This is a genomic window from Vogesella urethralis, from assembly GCF_007644045.2.
Taxonomy (GTDB): Bacteria; Pseudomonadota; Gammaproteobacteria; order Burkholderiales; family Chromobacteriaceae; genus Vogesella; species Vogesella urethralis.
In genome coordinates, this window is record NZ_VMDW02000144.1 from 1 (window position 1) to 22,068 (window position 22,068).

The 22,068-nt window shown below is 64.6% G+C and carries 22 protein-coding genes and 1 tRNA gene; 5 read left to right on the forward strand and 18 right to left on the reverse strand.

Translation table 11 applies throughout. The annotated features are described in order from the left end of the window. Positions 1-643 precede the first annotated feature (643 nt). The 11 genes from FLQ03_RS18570 to FLQ03_RS18620 form a co-directional block, all read right to left on the reverse strand. On the reverse strand, positions 644-1,699 hold the full coding sequence (locus FLQ03_RS18570) for a glycosyltransferase (protein ID WP_144373736.1): 1,056 nt from the start codon (positions 1,697-1,699) through the stop codon (positions 644-646). 148 nt (positions 1,700-1,847) lie between these two features. Further along, positions 1,848-3,059 (reverse strand): DegT/DnrJ/EryC1/StrS family aminotransferase, encoded by a 1,212-nt coding sequence (locus FLQ03_RS18575; RefSeq protein ID WP_144373737.1) that lies wholly within the window; start codon positions 3,057-3,059, stop codon positions 1,848-1,850. Continuing rightward, the gene (locus tag FLQ03_RS18580) at positions 3,053-3,577 is read right to left on the reverse strand and encodes an acyltransferase (protein WP_144373738.1); all 525 of its coding nucleotides are present in this window, start codon (positions 3,575-3,577) and stop codon (positions 3,053-3,055) included. Before FLQ03_RS18580 ends, FLQ03_RS18575 begins: the two co-directional genes overlap by 7 nt. Next, entirely contained in the window at positions 3,570-4,856 is a 1,287-nt protein-coding gene (locus FLQ03_RS18585; protein WP_144373739.1) for a lipopolysaccharide biosynthesis protein, read from the reverse strand. Before FLQ03_RS18585 ends, FLQ03_RS18580 begins: the two co-directional genes overlap by 8 nt. Continuing rightward, positions 4,857-5,954, reverse strand: coding sequence for a DegT/DnrJ/EryC1/StrS family aminotransferase (locus FLQ03_RS18590; protein ID WP_144373740.1), 1,098 nt, complete (start codon positions 5,952-5,954; stop codon positions 4,857-4,859). It lies immediately after the preceding gene. A gap of 140 nt (positions 5,955-6,094) precedes the next feature. Further along, entirely contained in the window at positions 6,095-6,661 is a 567-nt protein-coding gene (locus FLQ03_RS18595) for an acyltransferase (protein ID WP_144373741.1), read from the reverse strand. Between the two features lie 51 nt (positions 6,662-6,712). Continuing rightward, a complete protein-coding gene (locus FLQ03_RS18600; protein ID WP_144373742.1) occupies positions 6,713-7,078 on the reverse strand; it encodes a GxxExxY protein in 366 nt (121 codons plus the stop codon). Between the two features lie 56 nt (positions 7,079-7,134). Next, complete coding sequence (locus tag FLQ03_RS18605) at positions 7,135-8,193, reverse strand: Gfo/Idh/MocA family protein (protein WP_144373743.1); 1,059 nt, start codon at positions 8,191-8,193, stop codon at positions 7,135-7,137. Between the two features lie 135 nt (positions 8,194-8,328). Continuing rightward, positions 8,329-9,129 (reverse strand): polyamine aminopropyltransferase, encoded by an 801-nt coding sequence (locus tag FLQ03_RS18610; protein WP_144373744.1) that lies wholly within the window; start codon positions 9,127-9,129, stop codon positions 8,329-8,331. After that, complete coding sequence (gene ttcA / locus FLQ03_RS18615) at positions 9,119-10,117, reverse strand: tRNA 2-thiocytidine(32) synthetase TtcA (RefSeq protein ID WP_144373745.1); 999 nt, start codon at positions 10,115-10,117, stop codon at positions 9,119-9,121. Before ttcA ends, FLQ03_RS18610 begins: the two co-directional genes overlap by 11 nt. 122 nt (positions 10,118-10,239) lie before the next feature. Beyond that, entirely contained in the window at positions 10,240-10,992 is a 753-nt protein-coding gene (locus tag FLQ03_RS18620) for a pteridine reductase (protein WP_144373746.1), read from the reverse strand. 174 nt (positions 10,993-11,166) lie between these two features. Between FLQ03_RS18620 and FLQ03_RS18625 the strand changes: the two genes are divergently transcribed. The 3 genes from FLQ03_RS18625 to FLQ03_RS18635 all read left to right on the forward strand — a co-directional run bounded on the left by FLQ03_RS18625 (position 11,167) and on the right by FLQ03_RS18635 (position 13,075). After that, positions 11,167-12,321, forward strand: a complete 1,155-nt coding sequence (locus FLQ03_RS18625) for a class I SAM-dependent methyltransferase (protein WP_144373747.1) — start codon at positions 11,167-11,169, stop codon at positions 12,319-12,321. Between the two features lie 91 nt (positions 12,322-12,412). Next, positions 12,413-12,489 (forward strand) — tRNA-Met (locus tag FLQ03_RS18630). 67 nt (positions 12,490-12,556) lie between these two features. Continuing rightward, positions 12,557-13,075: a GNAT family N-acetyltransferase gene (locus FLQ03_RS18635; RefSeq protein ID WP_144373748.1), complete on the forward strand. Its 519-nt coding sequence runs from the start codon at positions 12,557-12,559 to the stop codon at positions 13,073-13,075. Here FLQ03_RS18635 and FLQ03_RS18640 read toward each other — a convergent pair. The 7 genes from FLQ03_RS18640 to FLQ03_RS18670 form a co-directional block, all read right to left on the reverse strand. Then, positions 13,061-13,630, reverse strand: a complete 570-nt coding sequence (locus tag FLQ03_RS18640) for a cysteine hydrolase family protein (protein WP_144373749.1) — start codon at positions 13,628-13,630, stop codon at positions 13,061-13,063. The two genes, FLQ03_RS18635 and FLQ03_RS18640, sit on opposite strands and share 15 nt — an antisense overlap. A 118-nt stretch (positions 13,631-13,748) precedes the next feature. Beyond that, positions 13,749-14,591 (reverse strand): 2OG-Fe(II) oxygenase family protein, encoded by an 843-nt coding sequence (locus FLQ03_RS18645; protein WP_144373750.1) that lies wholly within the window; start codon positions 14,589-14,591, stop codon positions 13,749-13,751. Positions 14,592-14,697: 106 nt separating this feature from the next. Beyond that, on the reverse strand, positions 14,698-15,474 hold the full coding sequence (locus FLQ03_RS18650; RefSeq protein ID WP_144373751.1) for a DUF3658 domain-containing protein: 777 nt from the start codon (positions 15,472-15,474) through the stop codon (positions 14,698-14,700). Next, positions 15,471-16,253: a serine O-acetyltransferase gene (cysE, locus tag FLQ03_RS18655; protein ID WP_144373752.1), complete on the reverse strand. Its 783-nt coding sequence runs from the start codon at positions 16,251-16,253 to the stop codon at positions 15,471-15,473. The genes FLQ03_RS18650 and cysE overlap by 4 nt, the downstream gene beginning before the upstream one ends. 138 nt (positions 16,254-16,391) lie before the next feature. Beyond that, entirely contained in the window at positions 16,392-17,888 is a 1,497-nt protein-coding gene (gene rng, locus FLQ03_RS18660) for a ribonuclease G (protein WP_144373753.1), read from the reverse strand. Between the two features lie 15 nt (positions 17,889-17,903). Further along, a complete protein-coding gene (locus FLQ03_RS18665) occupies positions 17,904-18,500 on the reverse strand; it encodes a Maf family protein (RefSeq protein ID WP_144373754.1) in 597 nt (198 codons plus the stop codon). A gap of 121 nt (positions 18,501-18,621) precedes the next feature. Further along, positions 18,622-19,404 carry a 3-hydroxybutyrate dehydrogenase gene (locus FLQ03_RS18670; RefSeq protein WP_144373755.1) on the reverse strand — a complete coding sequence of 261 codons (783 nt, stop codon included), beginning with the start codon at positions 19,402-19,404 and terminating at the stop codon, positions 18,622-18,624. 161 nt (positions 19,405-19,565) lie between these two features. Between FLQ03_RS18670 and FLQ03_RS18675 the strand changes: the two genes are divergently transcribed. Next, positions 19,566-21,200, forward strand: a complete 1,635-nt coding sequence (locus FLQ03_RS18675) for a methyl-accepting chemotaxis protein (protein ID WP_144373756.1) — start codon at positions 19,566-19,568, stop codon at positions 21,198-21,200. A gap of 127 nt (positions 21,201-21,327) precedes the next feature. Beyond that, positions 21,328-22,068 (forward strand): substrate-binding periplasmic protein, encoded by a 741-nt coding sequence (locus FLQ03_RS18680; RefSeq protein ID WP_144373757.1) that lies wholly within the window; start codon positions 21,328-21,330, stop codon positions 22,066-22,068.

Sequence of the window (22,068 nt, forward strand, 5' to 3'; positions counted from 1 at the left end):
CTTTACTGCTTCTTGGCAACGAAAACCACGAAAAAACACGAACCTTTCTTAGCCACGGACAAAACGGAAAGCACGGAAACACACCGACACCACTGCGGCCAACCTGGGTTTACTTCAGGCTCTGTCCGCGCCTTCCGCGTATTCCGTGGCAAAAATGCCTTTATCTTTTCGTGCCCTTTAGTGGGTTTCGTGGCTAACGCCTTTACTGCTTCTTGGCAACGAAAACCACGAAAAAACACGAACCTTTCTTAGCCACGGACAAAACGGAAAGCACGAAAACACACCGACACCGATGCGGCTAACCTTGGCAAACACTGTGCACGAAGCAAGCGCCTTGTCTGTGTTTTCCGTGTATTCCGTGGCAAAAATGCCTTTATCCTTTCGTGTCCTTTTGTGGGTTTCGTGGCTAACGCCTTTACTGCTTCTTGGCCACGAAAACCACGAAAAAACACGAACCTCTCTTAGCCACGGACAAAACGGAAAGCACAGAAGCACACCGACACCACTGCGGCCAACCTTGGTTTACTTCAGGCTCTGTCCGCGCCTTCCGCGTATTCCGTGGCAAAAATGCCTTTGCCTTTTTCGTGTCCTTTTGTGGGTTTCGTGGCCAACGCCTTTTATTGTTTCGTGGCTAATCAAGCCTTCAGCACAACTCCCGGTAAATCTGCGCAAAGCGCTGCATGTTCTGGCGATACAGGCCCTTGGCCTCCACCAGCTGGCGGTTCAGCGCCGCGGCACTGGCCAGTCGTGCATTATCCCCCGCTTGCCGCAGCTGCGTCTTCAGCGCGCAGCCCAGCCGGCCCAGGTCTTCCACGATGGCGCCGTTGACGCCGTCCAGCACCCACTCCAGGTTGGCCGGCAGGTTGGACAGCACCGGCAAGCAGCCGTGGCCCATCGCTTCCAGCAGGCTGATGCTGGTGGCGTCGCTCATCGGCACGCTGACAAACACGCGCGCGTCGCGGTAGTGCTGCGCCAGCACATCGGGCGCCACGAAGCCGGTGAACACCACCCGCTGCAGCCCCAGCTGCTGCGCCAGCGCCTGCAAGTTGCGGGTTTCGTCGCCACTGGCGGCCACGGTCAACTGCCAGCCGGCCAGCGCAGTGTCGGCTTCCACCTCGGCCCAGGCGCGGAGAATGGCGTCGATGCGATACAGCGGTTTGTGCAACCGGCACGACAGCACCGACAGCGGCTTGGCAGCGATGTCCGGCGGTGGCGGCAGCGCGTCCATGCCGAAATTCAGCACGTCCATGCGCGCCACGGCGGCCAGCTGGCGGCACACGGCGGCCATGTGCAGCGAATCGCTGGTGACGGCGCTGGCAGCGGCCAGGTTGGCCGCGACCATTTTTTTCATCAAGGCGTTCTGTTGCGGCAGCAGCAGCACGTCCGAACCCCAGGTGGTGAGCACCCACGGCAACTTGCGGCCGGCCAGCGCACGGCGCGCGTGCCAGGCCACGCTATTGGCCTGGTGCACGTGCACGATGTCGGGCTGCACCTCGTCGATCAGCCGCGCCAGGCGGGCGGCGGTGCCCAGCGCCTTCAGGCTGAAATCCACCGCCAGCACACGGCCCAGGTTGGGCACCTGGTAGCGCGGTGGCAGCGGGCCATTGCTGGCCAGGTGTACCTCGCTGACGTGTGGCGCAATGCCGGCCAGGTAGCGGTGGGTGTGCACCGAGGCGGAGCCGATCAGAAGAAGCTTCATGGTTTAACCCGATTATTCGCCACGGAAACACGCCGACCACACGGAAGCAGGCGGTAGCCCACGCGCCACCAGCTGGGTACGCACGCTGCCAGGGCAGGATTTTCGTGTTTTTCGTGTGCTTTCGTGGCTAAAAAAATGGCAACGGTACTCATGCGTCCAGCTCCGCTTGCAGCGCCGCCAACAGCCGCGCCAGCTTGCGCTCCAGCGCGGCGTCCACGCCGATGGCGATGTTGACCGGCAGGTTCAGCACGGTGGCGGCCAGCGCCTCGCCGTGCGGTGCCTGGCCGGCGCGGTAACCGTGGCGGAAGCTGCCGGCTGGGTGGATGACGTCGTCGAACCAGACGCCGATATTCAGCCCGCTGGCCACGCTAAGCCTGCGCGCCAGCGCGGCTTTGTCGGCCACCGGGTGCGGTAGCGCAAACGGGTAGCGCACCCAGTGGGTAGCGGCATCTGCCGGCCACTGCCGCAATGCCGGCAGCGCGGCCAGCGTGCTGCGGTAACGCGCCACCAGCGCCTGCTTGTGCGCCAGCACGGCGGGCAGGCTGGCTAACTGGCGGCGCACCAGTACGCTGGATAACAGCGGCATGGCGCGCGCCGGGTGCGGCTCGCCGAACAGCACTTCGTCGTCGCCGGAGCGGTACACCAGCCCCACGCGGCGCGCCAGCGCCATGCTGATGCGCCCGGCCAGCGGCCAACGTGCGGCCAGCAGGTGCGAGGCCAGCGTGGCCAGCAAGCGCCACTCGTCGGCACAGCGCAGCTCGGGCAAGTCGGCATCCGGCAGGCTGGCGCCGGCCGGCAGTATGGCCAAGCCACCAATGCCGCCAGTCAGGTTCTTGCTGTATTCAAAACTGAAAAACGCGCCGTCGTGGTAGCTGCCCAGCCACTGGCCGTCCAGTTGCGAGGCAAAACCGTGGGCGGCGTCATCAACAAAACGCACCTGGCGGTGCTTCTCGCGCAGCCAGGTGGGCACCTCGCACGCCACGCCGAAATTGTGCGGCACCACCACCACGCGGGTGGCCGGGCGGATGGCGGCGTCCAGCGCCAGCCAGTCCAGGTTGAGACCGCCGGCGGCGATATCGATAAATCGCACACGGGCGCCGCTGGGCGGCACCTGGTTGGGCACCACCACGCAGGTGAAGGCCGGCACCAGCACGTCGTCGCCGGCCTGCACGTCGTGCAGCTTCAGCAAGGCGGCAAAGGCGGCGCGGCCGCTGTCGAACAGGCGGATGCGCTCGACCGCCACGCCGAACTGGCTGGCCAGCGCTAGGCGCAACGCGGCGCGATGGCGACGACGGCCCAGCAGCATGGCCGGCAGCGCGGTAAACAGCTGGGTGAGGGTCAAGGAGTTGCCGGTCAGCATAGTGCTTTCACCTTGCGCGCCGGCTGGCCGGCGTACACCCAGCCGCTCTCCAGCACGCCCTTCACTACGCTGCCGGCGCCGACCACCACGTTGTCGCCGATCACGGTGCCGGGCAGCACGATGCAGCCGGCACCGATAAACACATTGTTGCCGATGCGGATGTCGCCATCGACATGGCAAGCGGTAAACGGCGTGGCCGGCGCGTCGGCCGGAATGCCGTTGCTGTGGCAAAAGAACTGGCAGCGCGGGCCGATGGCGACGTGGTCACCGATGTGCAGCAGGTTTCGGCCAATCAGGCAATAAAAGTAAGGCGCCATATGACTGTGCGCGCCCAGGCGCAGGCGGCCGCCACCGTGGGCCAGTACGTCGCCGCCCCAGTACAGGCGGGCATGGGCCCCCAGCGTCAGGCTGGCCGCAGCGGCGTGCACCGACGGGTTGACGCGCGCCCCCGGCGCCAGCCGTGCCCCGCGCAAACGCAGCCAGCTGCGCCACAGCATCAGTAGTACGCGATCAAGCATCGTGTTGTTCCCGGCGGCGCAACAGGCGGAATACCCACGCCACGTAGGCCGCAAAATAAACGCTCATCACCAGCGACATCACGCCGAAGGCGCGCAGGGCATCGTGGCTGGCCATATACACCGCCGCAAAGGCCGCCAGGTTGACCACCACGCCGGCCAGCACAAAGACAAACGACGCGCGCTGCTGCCCCAGCACCATCGGCACCATGAAGGCGGGGCCGGCAATGAACGCCGCCGCAAAATACGGCGCCAGTACGGCGGCGATATCGCCGGCACCGTGCCAACCCGCACCGAAAACCCAGGCAAACAGCGGCCCGCCCCACAGCCCCAGCACAGTGAACGGCACGATGGCCAGTGCGGCCAGCATCAGCAGCGCCCGCGCCAGCATGCCACGCAGCGCACGGCCATGACCCGCCGCCTCGGCCAAGTCGCGGAATACCACCTGCGACACCGCTTGCCCCACCAACGCCGCAGGCAGCTTGAGCACGCGCAGCACCAGCGCATACTGCCCCACCACCGCACTGCCGGATAATGCGGCCAACATGGCCAGCATCAAGGAATCCTGGAACGCCACCACAAAGGCGTGCGGCGTGTTGACCAGCGGAAACTCGCGATAGCGCCGCGCCTGTAGCAGCAGGCTGTCACGGCGATGGCCGCGCAGCCAGGCAAAGCGCCCCGCCACGTCGGCCCGGGCCAGCGCCACCAGCGCCAACAGCTGCCCGGCCAGCTGCGACACGATCAAGCCCGCCGCCGCCAGCCCGCTGTAACCGGCCGCCACTTGCAGCAGCGACACCCCCAGCGACTGTACCACCCGCCCCTGGGCGTTGGCCGCATAGCGGCGCTGGCGGTTATTCCACGCCGTCCACGCCGCCACGCTGCCCGCCAGCCACACGCCCAGCGGCAGCCACGGCAACCACGGTGCCAGCGCCGGTTGGCCCAATGCGCCGGCAATGGCCTGGTGCCACGGCCAGAACAGCAACAGGCACAGCGCACACAGCGCGGTGTTGATCAGCAGTGCCAGACGCATCAGCCGTGCGGCGTCGGCATCGTCCGCTGGCAACACCACCGCCATGTCGTAGCGGGCGGTGGCCACCACGGCCAGATTAGACAGCCAGGCCACAAACACCGCCAGCACGCCGAAGTCTGCCGGCGTATACAGCCGGGTAAGCAGCGGCGCAAACAGCAAGGGCAGCGCCTGTGCCAGCGCCGCCCCGCTTGCCAGCGTGGCCACATGACGGGCAAAGCCGCCTGCGGCCAACCTTTGCCAGACAGTGGCCAATTAGCTCAGCGCCTTCTTCACCGCCGCCACGATGGCGTCTTGCGTCGCCTCGTCCAGGAACGGGTGCATTGGCAGGCTCATCACGCGGCGGCCGGCGGCTTCGGCCACCGGGAAGCTGCCCTCGCCCTGGCCCAGGTGGGCAAAGGCCGGCTGCAGGTGCAGCGGAATCGGGTAATGCACGGCGGTGGGTACGCCCAGCGCCTGCAGCGCCTGCTGCACCGCTTCGCGGTTGTCTACCTCGATGGTGTACTGCGCGTATACGTGGCTGTTGCCGTCGGCAATCACCGGCACGCGCGCCACGTCTTGCAGCAGCGCGCTGTAGCGGGCGCCGATGCGGGCGCGGGCGGCTACTTCGTCCGGGAAGCTGGGCAGCTTGGCCAGCAGCACGGCGGCCTGGATGGTGTCGAGGCGGCCATTGAGGCCGATCACCGGGTGGTGGTAGCGGCGGTCCTGGCCGTGCACGCGGATCTCGCGCATTTTCTTGGCCAGCTCGTCGTCGTTGGTGAACACCGCACCGCCATCGCCGTAGCAACCCAACGGCTTGCTGGGGAAGAAGCTGGTGGTGCCGATGGTGCACAGGTTGCCGGAGCGCTTGCCGTGCTGGCTGGCGCCAAAGCTCTGCGCGCCGTCCTCGATCACCGGCAGGCCGTGCTTGGCGGCAATGGCGTTGATAGCGTCAAAATCGGCGCACTGGCCGTACAGGCTGACCGGCATGATGGCGCGGGTTTTCGGGGTGATCGCCGCCTCCAGCTTGGCCGGGTCCAGGTTGTAGCTGACCGGGTCGATGTCGACAAACACCGGCGTGGCACCCAACAGCGCGATCATCTCGCCGGTAGCAATAAAGGTGAACGGAGTGGTGATCACCTCGTCGCCGGCCTTCACACCCAGCGCCATCAGCGCGATCAGCAGCGCCTTGGTGCCGTCGCAGACGCCGATGGCATGCTTGGCGCCGGTGTAGGCGGCCAACTGCGCTTCGACCTCTTTCACCTCCGGGCCCATGATGTACTGGCCGTGATCTAGCACCGCGTGGATGCGGGCGTCGATATCGGCTTTCAGGTGCTGGTACTGCGCTTTCAGGTCGATGAACTGAATGGACATGTGCTTTAAACCTTAATCCGCCACGAACCACACGAAAGGCACGAACAACGCGCTGTCAGAGGGCACCCTCATCATGGGCTAGAAGCTCGTTAGCGGTATTTTTGGTGGATTTCGTGGATTTCGTGGCCAAATCTTGATGATCAAACCGGCGTGCAGTGGTTGCCGCCGATATCGTAACGTTGGCCGCAAGCCGCGCAGGCGTGCTGGTCGATGCTGTCCGGCAGGCGTTCGCCGCACTGGCACATCCAGCCGATGCGCTTGGCCGGTGTGCCCACCATCAGCGCGTAGGGCTTTACGTCCTTGGTGACCACGGCGCCGGCGCCGATGAAGGCGTACTCGCCGATGGTGTGGCCGCACACCACGGTAGCGTTGGCGCCGATGGTGGCACCGCGCTTCACGATAGTGCGGCGGTATTCGTTCTTGCGGCTAACGTGGCTGCGCGGGTTGTTGACGTTGGTGAACACCATCGACGGGCCGCAGAACACGTCGTCTTCCAGCGTGACCGCGTCGTATATGGACACGTTGTTCTGCACCTTCACGTTGTCGCCGATGATGACATCGTTGCCAACAAACACGTTCTGGCCAAAGGAGCAGCGGGCGCCAATGCGCGCCTGGCCGCAGATGTGTACCCAGTGCCAGACGCGGGTGTCGGCGCCGATTTGCGCACCGTCATCGATGATGGCGGTGGGGTGAACGGTGTAGCTCATTGTTTTAACTTTCTTTATCTAGCCACGGAAACACGCAGAAAGCACGGAAACTTATCGCACAAAGCGCCGGACCTCCGCCTTCGGGTGCCAGAAATTAATCAGCAAGCCCACATGCAAGCCTGTGGCCTTCAGGTAGTTGAGCAGCTGTGCCTCATGAGCCGATACCAGCTTTTCCTGCGCCTTGAGCTCCAGCAGCACTCGCCCCTCTACGATGATATCGGCACAATACTCACCCACGACGGCGCCCTTGTAATACACCTGCAACGGACATTGCGCCTGTGCTGACAGGCCTGCTTGCGTCAACTCCAGCAGTAAGGCCTGTTCGTAGACTTTTTCCAGAAAACCATGCCCTAGCTGGCGAAAAACCTCAAACACACAGCCTTGTATCCTGTACGTCAGGTCTTCTTCCAGCAGCATGGCGTCACTCCTGCCTTGTCTGTGCTTTCCGTGTGCTTCCGTGGCAAATAATAAAATCAGTACTCCAGCGGCAGGTTCACGCGCTGGCCGTCGCGGGCGGAGCGGTAAATGCCGACCAGCAGCTCCAGCGACTTCAGGCCTTCGCGGCCGTCGGTTTCCGGCTCGGCTTCGCCGCGCATCACGCGGATCACGTTGTCGTAGTACAGCGGGTGGCCAAAGCCGTACACGCTGGTGGTGCTGTAGCTGGCGTTCTTGATCTCGTCGTCCATCGCGTGCGGCTCGGCAAAATCCCAGTGCTGGATTTCGTTCACCGCCAGGCCGCCCACGCGCACGCTGCCCTTCTCGCCCAGGATGGTGATGCTGCCTTCCAGGTTCTTGGGGTAGGTCAGCATGGTGACGTTCATGCTGCCCATGGCGCCGCTGCGCCATTTCAGGCTCACCACGCCGGTATCTTCCGCCTCGATGTCACGCGCCAGCGTGCCGGTGTAGGCCTGCAGGCTTTCTACCGGGCCGACGATCCATTCCAGCAGGTCCACGTAGTGGCTGGCCTGGTTCATGAAGGCGCCGCCGTCGTATTCCCAGGTACCGCGCCAGTCGGCCTGGTCGTAGTAGTCTTGCGGACGGGTCCAGAACACGTTGACGTTGACCATGTAGATGCGGCCGAAGCGTTTTTCCTGCACCGCGCGCTTCAGCAGCTGCAGCGTGGCGTTGCGGCGGTTCTGCTTCACCACGAACAGGCGTTTGCCAGCCTGGTCGGCGGCTTTCACCATCGCCACGCCGTCTTGCCAGCGGGTGGCCATCGGTTTTTCGGTCATCACGTGGAAACCGGCGGCAAAGCAGTCGATGGCTTGCTGCGGGTGCAGGCCGGACGGCGTAGTGAGGATCACCACATCGGCCTGGCTGCTGGCCAGCAAGCTGGCCAGGGTGGCGTGGCCGACTGCGCCGGTACGCGCCACGGCGGCGGCCAGCGCGGCCGGGTCGGTATCGCACACGTCCACCAGCTCGCAGCGGTCGGCGTGTTTTTCGATGGCGCCAAAATGGTTGGCCGCAATACGGCCGCAGCCTACCAGGGCAAAGCGCAGCTTGCGGTCGGTAATCGTGTCGTAACTGATCATGGCAGTTGTCACCTCATTACTTTTCAGCCACGGGAACACACGAAACGACACGGACCCTGCCCTTGCCTGGCAAGCCGCCTGGTCTGGGCGGGGTAGACTTTCGTGTTTTTCGTGTGCGTTCGTGGCCGAACAAAATCAAAGCAGCAGCCGGTTCTGGCTGTGCAGGTTGTTTTCTTTCAGGCGGCGCACAAACTCGCAAAACTCCAGCCCGTAGCGGCCTTCCAGCTCGTCGGCGCGTTTTTCCAGCGCGTCCCAGGTGGTGGGGGTGGGCGTGCTCTTGAACGCCATCACCGCCATATTGCCGTGCGTCAGCGCCGGCAATTCCACCACGCGGCCTTCGAATACGCCCAGCAGGCGCTCGACAAACTGGTGGTAGCGTTTGTCTCCGCTCCACCAGTTGGTAACGAACACGCCGTCTTCGGTCAGCGCGCGCTTGCAGTCCTCGAAGAACTCCTCGGTGGTGAGCGCATCGACAATCTGCAGGCCGTCAAAGCCGTCCACCAGAATGACGTCGGTGGACTCGCGGAACACCTTCACGTACTCGGCACCGTCGGCTTCCACGATCTGGAAGAAGTCGCCCTCTTCCGGCAGCTGAAAAAACGCCCGCGCCACGGCGATGACTTGCGGGTTGATGTCCACCGCCACGCTCACCGCGTCCGGCAGGTATTCGTCGATCCAGCGCGCGAACGAGCCGCCACCCAGGCCGATCTGCAGGATGTGCGCCGGGTCGTCGCGCCACAGCAAGAAGCCCATCATGGCGCGGCTGTAGCTCAGTACCAGGTCGGCCGGGTCGTCGAGGTCCATCGAGCTCTGGATGGTTTCCGAGCCCAGGTGCAGCGAGCGGATATTGTCCGCCTCGGAGATTTCCACTTCCGGCAGCGCGTCCACGCTGTTGCGTACACGGCGGCGGAAGGGGTGCAGTGCCTTACCCGCCACAGCTGTCTCCCGCCTGGCTATCGGCCTTGGGGCGCGAATCCAGAATGCTGATGGTGCGGCGCGGCTTGGCTGCGGCTGCGATCGGCTCGCCATCGTCGTCTTCGGCCAGCGCGATCGGGTCGCGGAATTCTTCCTTGTCGAAGGCGGTGTCGCCGCCTTCAAACGGGCTGTCACCGGTTTGCAGGCCGGCAAAGTCGAACAGCTTGGTATCGGCCAGGTGCGACGGCACCACGTTCTGCATGGCGCGGAACATGCTTTCCACGCGGCCCGGGAAGCGTTTGTCCCAGTCGTTCACCATCTCCTTCACCACCTGGCGCTGCAGGTTGGGCTGCGAGCCGCACAGGTTACACGGAATGATGGGGAAGGCGCGTAACGCGGCGTAGCGTTCCAGGTCCTTCTCGCGGCAGTAGGCCAGCGGGCGGATCACCATGTGGCGGCCGTCGTCGGACACCAGCTTGGGCGGCATGGCTTTCAGCTTGCCGCCGTAGAACATGTTGAGGAAGAAGGTGTGCAGGATGTCGTCGCGGTGGTGGCCCAGCGCGATCTTGGTGGCGCCCAGTTCGTCGGCCACGCGGTACAGGATGCCGCGACGCAGGCGCGAGCACAGGCTGCAGGTGGTCTTGCCTTCCGGAATCAGGCGCTTGACGATGCTGTAGGTATCTTCCTCGATGATGCGGTATTCCACACCGATCGATTCCAGGTACTGCGGCAGCACGTGTTCGGGGAAGCCCGGCTGTTTCTGGTCCAGGTTGACGGCCACGATGCTGAAGTTGATCGGGGCCGACTTTTGCAGGCCCAACAGGATATCCAGCAGGCCATAGCTGTCCTTGCCGCCGGACAGGCAGACCATCACGCGGTCGCCCTCTTCGATCATGTTGAAGTCGTTGATGGCGGCGCCCACATGGTGACGCAGGCGCTTGGAGAGTTTATTGCCCTCGAACGCGGCCTTTTTGGCCTTGTCGTCGGCGGTCTGTTGCGGTTCGGACATGGGGTACGGCTAAGAAATTGAAAAACCGGCTATTTTAGCCCCCGGCAGCCGGTTTGTACCACCGCCGCGCCGGCTTTTTTTCACCGGTGCAGCGGGCGGCGCGGCAGCAAGGTTGGCCGCGGCTACAGCACCACGCTGCGGCCGCCGTCTACCGCCAGGATCTGGCCGTTGACGTAGTCGGTATCGAACAGCAGAAAGGCCACCGCACGCGCGATGTCGTCGGGCACGCCGGTGCGTTGCAAGGGGATGGTGGCCTCGATGGCCTGGCGCTCGCGCTCGTCGAACGACACGTCGTCTTCCGGCCACACGTTCACACCCGGCGACACGCCGTTGACGCGCACCTGCGGCGCCAGCTCGATGGCCAGGCTGCGGATCAGCTGCGCGTGGCCGGCTTTGGCCAGGTTGTACACCAGGTGGCGCTTCATCGGCCGGTCGGCGTGGATGTCGACGATGCCGACAATGGCGCCCCGGCTGGCCGCCAGGTACGGTGCCGCCGCCTGCGCCAGGAACAGCGGCGCCTTGAGGTTGCTACCCATCAGGTCGAACCAGTCCTGCTCGCTGATGCGGCCAACGTCGGTGGGGTAAAAGCTGGAGGCGTTGTTCACCAGCCCGTCCAGCCGGCCGAAGCAGCCCACGGCGTCGGCCACCAGCGCCGGCAGCGCCGCCGTATCCAGCAGGTCGGCCTGCGCCAGCGCCACCGTGTCGGGCCGCTGCGCGTTCAGCTCGGCCGCCAGCGCCTCGGCTTGCGCCCGCGAGCCGCGGTAATGCAGCACCAGCCGCGCGCCGCGTGCGTGCAGGTGGCGGGCGATGCCGGCGCCGACCCGGCGCGCGGCACCGGTAACGAGTACCACTTTGTCGTTGAGCGGATTGGTCATGCAAAGCCCCTTCTGGTGTTGTGACTACGGCAAGCGCTTGGCGTCTGGGCGCCGATTAGCGACAATCCGCCATTCTAGTGGCAGTTGCCGCCAGAGACGAGAACCCGCTGCTGCCGGCACACGGCAGCCGGTGCGCCCTGCGCGCGCCGCCACCCGCCAGCCGATGCACATACCATGACCCTGCCCCAGCCTTCTGACGACGCCCTGGCCATCAGCCGTACCCTGGCCACCACGCTTGCCGCCGAAATCGCCGACAACGGCGGCTGGATCCCGTTTTCGCGCTTCATGGAACAGGCGCTGTACGCGCCGGGCCTGGGCTATTACACCGCCGGCAGCCGCAAGTTCGGCGAAGGGGGCGACTTTGTCACCGCGCCCGAGCTGTCACCACTGTTTGCGCAGACGCTGGCACGCCAGCTGGCCGCACTGCTGCCGCAAACCGCCGGCCACCTGCTGGAATTCGGCGCCGGCACCGGCCGCCTGGCAGCCGACCTGCTGGCCGAGCTGGAAGTACTGGGCCAGTTGCCGGCCAGCTATACCATCGTCGACCTGTCGCCAGACCTGATCGAGCGCCAGCGCGCCACGCTGGCCGAACGCGTGCCGCACCTGGCCAGCCGCGTACAGTGGGCGGCGGCGCTGCCGGCCGGCTTCGACGGCATCATGCTGGGCAACGAGGTGCTGGACGCGATGCCGTGCGAGCTGGTCAGCCGCAATGTGGACGGCACGCTGCAACAACGCGGCGTTACCGTGCTGGACGGCGCCTTCTGTTACGAAGACCGCCCGTTTACCGACGCGGTGCTGGCAGGGTTGGCCGCAGACCTGATTCCGGCCACCCCCGGTTACACCAGCGAGATCAGCCTGGCCAACCGCGCCTTCATCCGCACGCTGGGCCAGACGCTGCAACGCGGCGCCATCATCATGATCGACTACGGCCACAGCGCCAGCGAGTTCTACCACCCGGAACGCCACATGGGCACGCTGCTGGGCCACTACCGCCACCACACGGTGCAGGACCTGTTCTACCTGCCGGGCCTGATGGACATTACCTGCCACGTGGATTTCAGCGCGGTGGCACAAAGCGGCATCGACGCCGGGCTGGACCTGATCGGCTACTGCAGCCAGGCGCAGTTCCTGATCAACTGCGGCATTACCGACCTGCTGTCGCACCTGGATGCGGCCAACGTCAAGCAATACCTGCCGCTGGCCAAGGCGGCGCAGCGGCTGCTGTCGCCGGTGGAAATGGGCGAAACCTTCAAGGTGATCGGTTTCGGCAAGGGCGTGGATGTGGACTGGCAAGGCTTCGCCAGCGGCGACCGCTGCTACACGCTGTAACGGCCGGCGCCAGAATTTGCATAAAACTTGTTGACAGCGCAAAAACGGCTCGGTTATAGTTCGCAGCCTTGATGCAACGCATCGGGAACGTGGCGAATTAGCTCAGTCGGTTAGAGCGACGGAATCATAATCCGCAGGTCCGGGGTTCGAGTCCCTGATTCGCCACCAACACAAAAAACCAGCCTTCGGGCTGGTTTTTTGCTTTACGTCCCCGCTTTACTGTCAACGCAAGTCCATGCAGCACGGCAATATCGTCTTACGCACCATGCAAGCCGCCGATTTCGGCGCCATCCTCGCCATCCAGGCACAAAGCTACCCCGCCAACCTGATCGAAAGCCGCGACGCACTGGCCTCGCGCCATGCGCTATCGCCCGATACCTGCTGGGTGGCCGAACACGGCGGCGAGGTAAAGGGCTATGTCTTTGCCCACCCGTGGCACGGCGACACCCCGCCGCAGCTGAACCAGCCGCTGGCCCGCCTGCCGCCGCAACACGACACGCTGTTCATCCACGACATGGCACTGTGCCGCAGCACCCGTGGCCGCGGCATCGCACCGCGTCTGCTGGCGCGGCTGCAGGACAAGGCGCGCGAGCGCGGCCTGCGCTTTGCGCGCCTGGTGGCGGTGCAAGGCGCCCAGCACTACTGGGCACGCCACGGCTACCGCCCCTACCCGCTACCGGCGGCCAAGCTGGCCTGCTACGGCAACGACGCTACCGGCATGGTGGCGGAGTTGGCCGCATCAGGCGCCAGCTAAGGCAGCCAACACCTCGGCGGAGGTCTGCACCGTGGCGTATTCACCGTGCAGGTTGGCCAGCGCCATCGCGTGCACGGTCTGCGCGCTGTGCGCCACGCCGTCGAAGTCGTGCTGTGCGTAGGCGTAGCAGCCATCGGCCACGACCCGCACGTCAAAACCGAGGTTGCCGCCGCTGCGCGCCGTGGCCTCTACCGAGTTGTTGGTGCTGACACCCGCCACCACCAAACGGTGAATGCCGCGCTGGTGCAGCCAGCGTTCCAACTGGCTGTGGGCAAAGGCGTCCGGTACGTGTTTGTCCACCACGTGCTCGTGCGGCAGCGGCGCCAGCGCCGGCTGCCATTCCACCCCGTCCTGCCCCGGCCAGAACGGCGAGCCTGGCGTGCGCGACAGGTGGCGCACGTGTACCACCGGCTGCCCGGCCTGGCGCCAGGCGGCCAGCAGGCCCGCGATTACCGCCTCGGCGCCGGGGTTGTTACGCGTGTGTGCCGGCATGCGCTGCATGCCTTTCTGCATATCGATGATGATCAGTGCGCTCAGCGCGGCAAGCTGGGTCATGCGGCAGTCTCCACAGGCAAAGTGCCATTCTAGCCGTGCTTGCGGCCAACCCTGGGCGCAAAACAAAACCCGGCGCTGTCGGGGGACAGGGCCGGGCTGATCAGGCAGCGTGGCTGGCTTACATCTTCACGCCCAGCTCGCGCAGGCGTTCGGCCAGGTAGGCACCGGCGGTGTAGCGCTCGGACAGCACCACTTCGTCACGCGGGTGCAGGAACAGCGGCAGCGACACGCGGCTCTTGCTGGCGCCTTCGCCGGTGGGGTTCACCACGCGGTGCTGGGTGGACGGGTAGTAACCGCGCGACGCTTCGCACAGCATGTCGCCGATATTGATGATCAGCATGCCGAAGTCACAGGGTACGTCGATCCAGTTGCCGTTCATATCCTGTACTTGCAGGCCCGGCTCGTTGGCCGCCGGCAGGATGGTCAGCAGGTTGATGTCGCCGTGCGCAGCGGCGCGCAGCGAGCCGGCCGGCTCGTTACCGGTCAGCGGCGGGTAGCGCAGCACGCGCAGCAGGGTTTTCTGGCTGCCCTGGATCATCTGCGACAGCGGCTCGCTGTAGTTGGCCGCAATGTCGGCCGGGGTGTACTGCTCTACCCAGGCCAGCAGCTCTTGCGCCAGCGTGTTGGCGGTGTCGTAGTAGCGCATGGCGTCGTCTTTCAGCTGCGCCGGAATGCGCCCCCACGGGTAGATGTGGAAGTATTCCTTGATGTCTTTCTGGGTGTGGCCCTTGGCGGTTTCGGAGATTTCCGGCGAGAAGTAGCCGTCCTGCTTTTCTACCGAGAACGCAAAGTCGTGCTTTTCTTCGGTGCCGAAGAACGCCAGCCAGTTGCGGTAGATGCTTTCTACCAGGTCTTGCGGGATCGGGTGGTTGACCAGCACGCCGAAGCCGGTTTCGTGCAGGCTGCGGGTGAACTGTTCGGCCGCGTCGGGCGCGCGGTAATCGACTACGCGTACGTTCATGTCGGGTTTCCTCGTGTGGCGGCACGGCGGCCGCAAACGGGCACACCAATGCAAAGGCGGCGCATTCTACGCCGCCTTCAGGCCGTGCGGAAGTACCCCATTTGATTTACCAATGGCATATCAACGGCATGGCGCCAGGCACATTTTCACGTTTCAGCACACCGGCATCCACCAGCTTTTTCACCCGCCAGAACAAAAAGCTATCGCTCAGCCAGGCTTGTTCCTCGCGCCCCATCACTTCGCCTACCAGCCTTGCTACAGGCCATTTGCCGGCCACTTTTATGGCATTGACAAGCGCATTGTCGTAATGATCGATCGGGTGCTGCTGTAGCGTGCCTTGCGCATCGAGGTAGCGTATTCCGTCGCCATGTTCCTGCCAGTAACGCCATTGTGCGGCCAACTGTTCGCGCTCGGCGGCCGTTAGCAAGCGGGCGCCGGCAAACAGCGCGGGCAGCGCCTGCGGCGGCTGGATACCCATGCAGCTGCGACGGCCGTCCTGCGGCACCGCCACGTGGTACAGCGGGGTGTCGGCGTGGGCGTGCTCGGCCAGCATGCACAGCATCAGCCATTCGCCGGCATGGCCACCGGCCCAGGCGTACAACGGCACCCGGCGCTCGAAGGCCTTCAGCTGCGCCTTGCGGCTGGCCCAGTAAGCGTGCACGAAGTCTTCGTCCTGCTGTGGCCACCAGTCTTGCGCCCACAGCACCGCGTTCCAGTAACCCATGCGCGCCTGCGGGTCGATCAGGTCGCAATCGGCCAACGGGCCCTGGCTGAAATCCTCCTGGAAGCACAGCACCTCGCCCGGCAAGGTGCTGGCGGCACACAGCTGCTGCAGCGTATGCGCCGGCGACGGCAGGGCAAAGTGGATGGCGCTGGCGCTCATACGCGCTGGTCCATGTCTAGGGCCGGGGTGCCCGGACAAAGCTGCGCCACCACCCTGGCCGGTACGCCTACCACCGTGCAGTGTGCCGGCACGTCGTCCAGCACCACGCTGCCGGCGCCTACCTTGGAACAGTCGCCAATGCGGATATTGCCGAGGATGGAGGTATTGGCGCCGATCAGCACGCCATCGCCCACTTTCGGGTGACGATCGCCGTGGTCTTTGCCGGTGCCTCCCAGCGTCACGCCCTGCAGGATCGACACGTTATTGCCGATGACGGCGGTTTCGCCCACCACAATGCCGGTGCCGTGATCCAGCATGACGCCGTGGCCAATTCTGGCCGCCGGGTGGATATCGGCGCCCATTACTTCGGAGATGCGGTTTTGCAAGAAATACGCCAGCGTCTTTCTGCCTTCCTGCCACAGCCAGTGCGTCACGCGCTGGCTTTGCAGAGCATGAAAGCCCTTGAAGTACAGCAAGGGGGTGGAGTAGCTGTCGCAAGCCGGGTCGCGCTCGTAGCAGGCGGTGATGTCGGCGCGTACCGCGTCGACGATGGCCGGGTTGGCCGCAAACGCCTCGCGGAACAGCTCCATCAGCGCACGAGCGTCCATTACCGGGCTGGCCAGCTTGCTGGACAGGTGAAACGCCAGCACGTCTTCCAGCGTGCCGTGGCGCAGCACCGTCATGTGCAGAAAGCTGGCCAGCAGCGGCTCGTCGCGTACCGCCAGTTCGGCCTCCTGCAGGATGGCCAGCCACAGCGCGTCGTGATTGCTTGCAGTCATGCTCTTACCTTTGCTTGTTCTGTTTGCCTGCCCGCGCAGGCATGAAAAAGGGCGCTGCCTGCCGGCGGCGCCCTCTTGATGTACCCGGTGCGCGGCCAGCCTGTGACAGCTGATGGCACCGCGACGGCCTTTCAAGGCCTACATCAGTACCACGTCGAATTGTTCCTGGCTGTAGGTGCTTTCCACTGCCAGCGAGATGGGCTTGCCGATGAAGTCGATCAGCATGGCCAGGCTTTGCGATTCTTCGTCCAGCAGCATGTCGATCACGCTTTGCGCGGCCAGAATGCGGAAACCCTTGGCGTCAAAGCGGCGCGTCTCGCGCACGATCTCGCGCTGGATCTCGTAACAGACGGTTTGCGCCGTCTTGATCTCGCCGCGCCCCTGACACACCGGACACGGCTCGCACAGCACGTGGGCCAGGCTTTCGCGGGTGCGCTTGCGCGTTACCTCCACCAGGCCCAGGCTGGTAAAGCCGTTCAGCGTGACGCGGGTGCGGTCGCGCGCCAGCGCCTTGGCCAGCTCGGCCAGCACCGCCTCGCGGTGCTCGGCGTTATCCATATCGATGAAATCGACAATGATGATACCGCCCAGATTGCGCAGGCGCAGCTGGCGTGCCAGCGCCAGCGTGGCTTCCAGGTTGGTCTTGAAGATGGTTTCGTCAAAGTTGCGGTTACCGACAAAGCCGCCGGTGTTGACGTCGATGGTGGTCATCGCCTCGGTCTGGTCGATGATCAGGTAGCCGCCAAACTTCAGGTTGACGCGGCGCGACAGCGCCTTGTCGATCTCGGTTTCGATGCCGTGCAGCTCGAACAGCGGGCGCTCGCCGCTGTAACGCTCGATCTTGGCCACCGCCGACTGCACGTAGGCCTCGGCAAACTCCACCATCTTGCCGTAGTTCTCGGTGGAATCGACGATCACCTTCTCGGTGTGGTCGCTCACCATATCGCGCAGCACGCGTACCGCCAGCGGCAGGTCTTCGTACAGCAGGCTCTGCGCCGGCAGGTGCTGCGACTTGTGACGGATATCGGCCCACAGTTTGGACAGGTAGCCGATGTCGGCCGCCAGCTCGTCGTCGGTGGCGGTTTCGGCGCTGGTGCGGATGATGTAGCCACGCGGCGCACCGTCCGGCAGCTTCTTTTCCAGCCGCGACTTCAGGCTGAGGCGGTCGGCCTCGTGCTCGATCTTCTGCGAGATGCCGATGTGTTCTTCTTGCGGCAGGTGCACCAGGAAACGGCCGGCCAGGCTGATCTGCGTCGACAGCCGCGCACCCTTGGTGCCGATCGGGTCCTTGATCACCTGCACCAGCACGGTCTGGCCTTCAAACAGCATCTTCTCGATGCGTTGCGGCTCGGACGGGTGCTGGCGCTGCTCGAGTACGTCGGCAATGTGCAGGAAGGCGGCGCGCTCGAGGCCGATTTCGATGAAAGCGCTCTGCATGCCCGGCAGCACGCGCTTCACCTGGCCCAGGTAGATATTGCCCACGATGCCGCGGCTGGCCGAGCGCTCGATGTGCAGCTCCTGCACGATGGCGTCTTCCAGCACCGCCACGCGGGTTTCCTGCGGCGTGATGTTGACCAGGATCTGTTCTTTGGGGCGCGGCAGGTCGCGCGGCAGCGGAATCGGTTGTTGCAGCATGGCGGGCTCCGGGGGTCAGGGAAACTGGTAACCGAAGTTGCCAAGAATCTGGGCGGTGTCGTAGACGGGCAGGCCCATCACACCGGTGAAACTGCCTTCGATACGGCTGACAAACACCGCCGCACGGCCCTGGATGCCGTAGGCACCGGCCTTGTCGAACGGCTCGCCGCTATCGATATAGCGCTGGATTTCCGCCTCGCTCAGCGGTTTGAACGTCACGTCGGTCACGCTGGTGCGCACCTCGACGTGATCGCCCTGGCGCACCGCCACGCTGGTAACGGCCTGGTGGCTGCGGCCGGAAAAGGCCAGCAGCATGCGGCGGGCGTCGGCGGCGTCGACCGGCTTGCCGAAGATTTCACCGTCCTGTACCACCGTGGTGTCGGCGGCCAGCAGCGGGCGCTCGGGCAGGCCGCAGCGCTGCACCACTTCCCAGCCGGCGGCGGCCTTTTCGCGCGCCAGGCGCTCGGTGTAGGTAATGGCGTCTTCGCCGGGCAACACGCTTTCATCGATCTCGGCGTGAATGCGTTCCAGGCTCAGGCCCATGCCTTCCAGGATTTCGCGACGGCGCGGGCTGCCGGAGGCCAGGTAAATACGGGAATCGTTCGTGCTCATGATGGCTAAGGTTGGTCATCCAGCCAGCTAGATTACCAGAGCACGCCGCATCGGCATATGCCGCAGGCTTGCGCTGGCGCAAGCCTTGGCCAAGCACGGGCTGCGGCCAACCCTGCAACGCTTACTGCGCCGTCCAGCCGCCATCTACCGGCAAGGCCACGCCGGTCAGGTTGTGCGCCCAGTCGCCGCACAGCATGGCCACCGCCTCGGCGATGTCCGCCGGCTGGCTCATGCGGCCCGACGGCTGCTTTTCCAGCACCAGGTCGCGCGCGCCTTCGTCGCGGCCAACCCCCAGCTTCGCCGCACGGGCCAGGATTTGCGGCTCAATCAGCGCCGTTTCCACCCAGCCGGGGCACACCGCGTTAACGGTAACGCCCAGGCCGGCGGTTTCCAGTGCCGCCGCCTTGGTCATGCCGACAATGCCGAACTTGCTGGCCACGTACGGCAGCTTGCCGCTGGACGCCACCAGGCCGTGCACCGAGGCAATGTTGATGATGCGGCCCCAGCCGGCGGCCAACATGCCGGGCAAGCACATTTGCATCAAATGAAACGCTGCCGACAAATTGACGGCAATGATGTCGTCCCACTTCTGTGCCGGCATTTCCAGCAACGGCGCCGCGTGCTGCATGCCGGCATTGTTGACCAGCACGTCCACCCGGCCGTAGTGCGCCAGCACCGTTTCAGCCAGTTGTCGTGTGGCATCACCGCTGCGCAGGTCGGCACTGAAAAAAGCGGCGTCGGCAGCCCCCGCTGCGCGTACTGCGGCCAGCGTGGCGGCCTGGCCGGCCTCGTCAGCCAGGCCGTGCAAGGCGATGCGCCAGCCCTGTGCGGCCAGCCGGCAAGCGATGGCTAAGCCAATGCCGCGATCGGCACCGGTGACCAGTGCGGTTTTCTGAACTTGCATGCGAACTCCTGTCATTAGCGCAATTGCATGAATGCAACTTTTTCAAGTGTATGTAGTAAAAATTTCGGACAATATCGATAAGAATCACTTCTATTGACACATTGAAGTGAAATAATGACCACCAAACCACCCACCCCTACAAAACAAGAGGTTTGCCACCCATGTCCTGGCTACACCGTGTGAGCATCCGTACCAAGCTGGTCTGCCTGTTTGCCCTGCTGAATGTACTGACCATCCTGTCGCTCTCGGCGCACAGCTACCTGCGCAGCACCGAACAGGCTACCGCCATCATCGACACCCGCCTTAATGCAGCGGCGCGGGCCATTCCCGCCCTGTTGGGCGAGCCCTTCCTTGCCAACGTATTCACACCCGGTAGCGTCAGTCAACAGCAGATGCTGGCCAACGCCGCCACCATGGACAACTACGCCCGCCAGTTTGGCGTGAAATACCTGTACCTGCTGTGGCAGAAAGACGGCAAGGTGGTGTACCTGGCCGACGGCGCCGGCGAAGCCGAGCGCAACAGCGACAAGTTCGGCCACCATCTGGAAGCCTACGAGGCCAGCGAGGGTCTGCAGCAGGCCTTCCAGCAAAAGTCGGTGCAGTACGACGAATACACCGACAAATACGGCACCTTCCGCTCCATCTTTCTGCCCACCACGCTGAACGGCCAGACCGTGGTACTGGCGGCCGACGTGCCGCTGGAAGCCGCCATGGCCAGCCGCCATGCCGTGCTGCGTGAAGTACTGCTGATCGGCGGCGTGTCGCTGCTGGCAGGCATGCTGGTGGCCTGGCTGCTGGCCAATATGCTGGCCGCGTCCATCAGCCGCATTACCCGCCACGTGGCCCGCCGTGCCAGCGAACGCGACCTGAGCGGCAAGCTGAACGTGCACGGCAACGATGAAATCGCGCAGATGGCACACAGCTTCAACCAGCTGTGCCAGGCCGTCAGCCAGACCCTGCACGAAGTGTCCGACAACGCCAGCCAGACCTTCCACAGTGCCGAGAACGTGCGCCAGAGCACCCAGCACATGCGCGAAACCGCGAACCACAGCCAGCAGTCGCTGCACACCCTGCACGGCTGTACCGAAGACATCAACCAGCTCAGCGCGCAAAGCAGCCAGATGCTGCAAGCCGCCCAGCAACAACTGGCCAGCGTGGGCCAGCAGCTGGCGCAGTCGCGCAGCGCCGTCGGCGAACTGAGCGAAGGCATGCACCACCATGTGGCCGACAACCGTACGCTGGCCAAACGCTTCGAGGCGCTGTCCAGCGATGTGCAGAACATTACCGGCATCCTGCAACGCATTGCCGGCATTTCCGAACAGACCAACCTGCTGGCACTGAATGCCGCCATCGAAGCCGCCCGTGCCGGCGAAGCGGGCCGAGGCTTTGCGGTGGTGGCCGACGAAGTACGCAAGCTGGCCGGCCAGACCCAGGCCACACTGTCCGAAACCGACAGCTTTGTCGGCAAGCTGCTGCAAACCATCCAGGACACCGCCGGCGTCATTACCAGCCAGGCCGACGAGGCCGACAAGCTGTCCGGCTGCTCCGGCGACGTGCAACGCACGCTGGAGCAAGCGCGCCTGCTGCTGGACTCGCTGCAGCAGACCTTCGACGACAACGTCAGCCACAGCCACAGCATCCGCCAGCACGTGGCCACCATCAGCCAGCACATGCAAGCGCTGGGCAACGCCATCGGCAGCAACCGCGAAGAAGCCGCCACCCTGTCTACCGAAGCGGCCAGCCTGGAAGACTGTTCGCGTCTGCTGAACCAGTCGCTGCAAAGCTTCAAGCTGTAGACCGTGCCCGCAACGGGCGGCCATGCTGTGGTAAAGCGCACCACTGGCCGCCCTGTACCACCAAGCAGACATACCGCCTGCGGCCAACCGTTATATAGTGCTTGCAGCACCTTTTCGATAGCGCCCGATGAGCAGACTGTTTGCCTTTCTGTTGTGCCTGATGCTGCTGCCCGCCGGCGCGGCAGAAATCCGGCTGGCTGTCGGTCTGGCCAAGCCGCCGTATGTGGAAAGCGGTGGCGAGACCGGGCTGGAAGCCGCCCTGGCCATCGCCGTGCTGGCGCAAGCCGGCTACCAGACCAAGGTGGTGCAGGTGCCGCAGGCGCGCGGCCTGGCCATGCTGAAAGAAGACCTGGTGGACGCGATGCTGACGCTGACGCCGGCCGCCAGCGAAGGGCTGTACTACTCGCAACCGCTGATCTATTACCGCAACCGCGCTATCGCCCTGCACAACAGCGGCATCGTGCTGATGCAGGTGAGCGACCTGTCGCGCTATACGGTTGCCAGCTTCCAGAACGCCCGGCTGCTGTTCGGTAACGAGTTTGCCGCCGCAGTCGCCCGGTCACCCGGCTACAGCGAACATGCCGACCAGGACACGCTGAACCGGCTGCTGCTGAACCGTCGCGTCGACGTCATCGTCGGCGACGAATACATCTTCCGCGCCAACCCCACCCAGACCGACCTGAACGGCCAGCGCTTCAATATCGTCAGCTACGCACTGTTCAACAACTCGCCGCGCCACGTCGGCTTTGCCAGCCAGACACTGCGCCAGCAGTTCGACGCCGCACTGCTGAAGCTGAAAGCCAGTGGCGAATACGAGCGCATCAGCCAGTACTACCGCCAGCGCTACCGGCTGCCGGCCACGCCATAA

Coding starts and splice junctions, on each gene's coding strand:
- FLQ03_RS18570 (WP_144373736.1), bottom strand. CDS start 1,699: ATGAAGCTTCTTCTGATCGGCTCCGCCTCGGTGCACACCCACCGCTAC.
- FLQ03_RS18575 (WP_144373737.1), bottom strand. CDS start 3,059: ATGCTGACCGGCAACTCCTTGACCCTCACCCAGCTGTTTACCGCGCTG.
- FLQ03_RS18580 (WP_144373738.1), bottom strand. CDS start 3,577: ATGCTTGATCGCGTACTACTGATGCTGTGGCGCAGCTGGCTGCGTTTG.
- FLQ03_RS18590 (WP_144373740.1), bottom strand. CDS start 5,954: ATGTCCATTCAGTTCATCGACCTGAAAGCGCAGTACCAGCACCTGAAA.
- FLQ03_RS18595 (WP_144373741.1), bottom strand. CDS start 6,661: ATGAGCTACACCGTTCACCCCACCGCCATCATCGATGACGGTGCGCAA.
- FLQ03_RS18600 (WP_144373742.1), bottom strand. CDS start 7,078: ATGCTGCTGGAAGAAGACCTGACGTACAGGATACAAGGCTGTGTGTTT.
- FLQ03_RS18605 (WP_144373743.1), bottom strand. CDS start 8,193: ATGATCAGTTACGACACGATTACCGACCGCAAGCTGCGCTTTGCCCTG.
- ttcA (WP_144373745.1), bottom strand. CDS start 10,117: ATGTCCGAACCGCAACAGACCGCCGACGACAAGGCCAAAAAGGCCGCG.
- FLQ03_RS18620 (WP_144373746.1), bottom strand. CDS start 10,992: ATGACCAATCCGCTCAACGACAAAGTGGTACTCGTTACCGGTGCCGCG.
- FLQ03_RS18625 (WP_144373747.1), top strand. CDS start 11,167: ATGACCCTGCCCCAGCCTTCTGACGACGCCCTGGCCATCAGCCGTACC.
- FLQ03_RS18635 (WP_144373748.1), top strand. CDS start 12,557: ATGCAGCACGGCAATATCGTCTTACGCACCATGCAAGCCGCCGATTTC.
- FLQ03_RS18640 (WP_144373749.1), bottom strand. CDS start 13,630: ATGACCCAGCTTGCCGCGCTGAGCGCACTGATCATCATCGATATGCAG.
- FLQ03_RS18645 (WP_144373750.1), bottom strand. CDS start 14,591: ATGAACGTACGCGTAGTCGATTACCGCGCGCCCGACGCGGCCGAACAG.
- FLQ03_RS18650 (WP_144373751.1), bottom strand. CDS start 15,474: ATGAGCGCCAGCGCCATCCACTTTGCCCTGCCGTCGCCGGCGCATACG.
- cysE (WP_144373752.1), bottom strand. CDS start 16,253: ATGACTGCAAGCAATCACGACGCGCTGTGGCTGGCCATCCTGCAGGAG.
- rng (WP_144373753.1), bottom strand. CDS start 17,888: ATGCTGCAACAACCGATTCCGCTGCCGCGCGACCTGCCGCGCCCCAAA.
- FLQ03_RS18665 (WP_144373754.1), bottom strand. CDS start 18,500: ATGAGCACGAACGATTCCCGTATTTACCTGGCCTCCGGCAGCCCGCGC.
- FLQ03_RS18670 (WP_144373755.1), bottom strand. CDS start 19,404: ATGCAAGTTCAGAAAACCGCACTGGTCACCGGTGCCGATCGCGGCATT.
- FLQ03_RS18675 (WP_144373756.1), top strand. CDS start 19,566: ATGTCCTGGCTACACCGTGTGAGCATCCGTACCAAGCTGGTCTGCCTG.
- FLQ03_RS18680 (WP_144373757.1), top strand. CDS start 21,328: ATGAGCAGACTGTTTGCCTTTCTGTTGTGCCTGATGCTGCTGCCCGCC.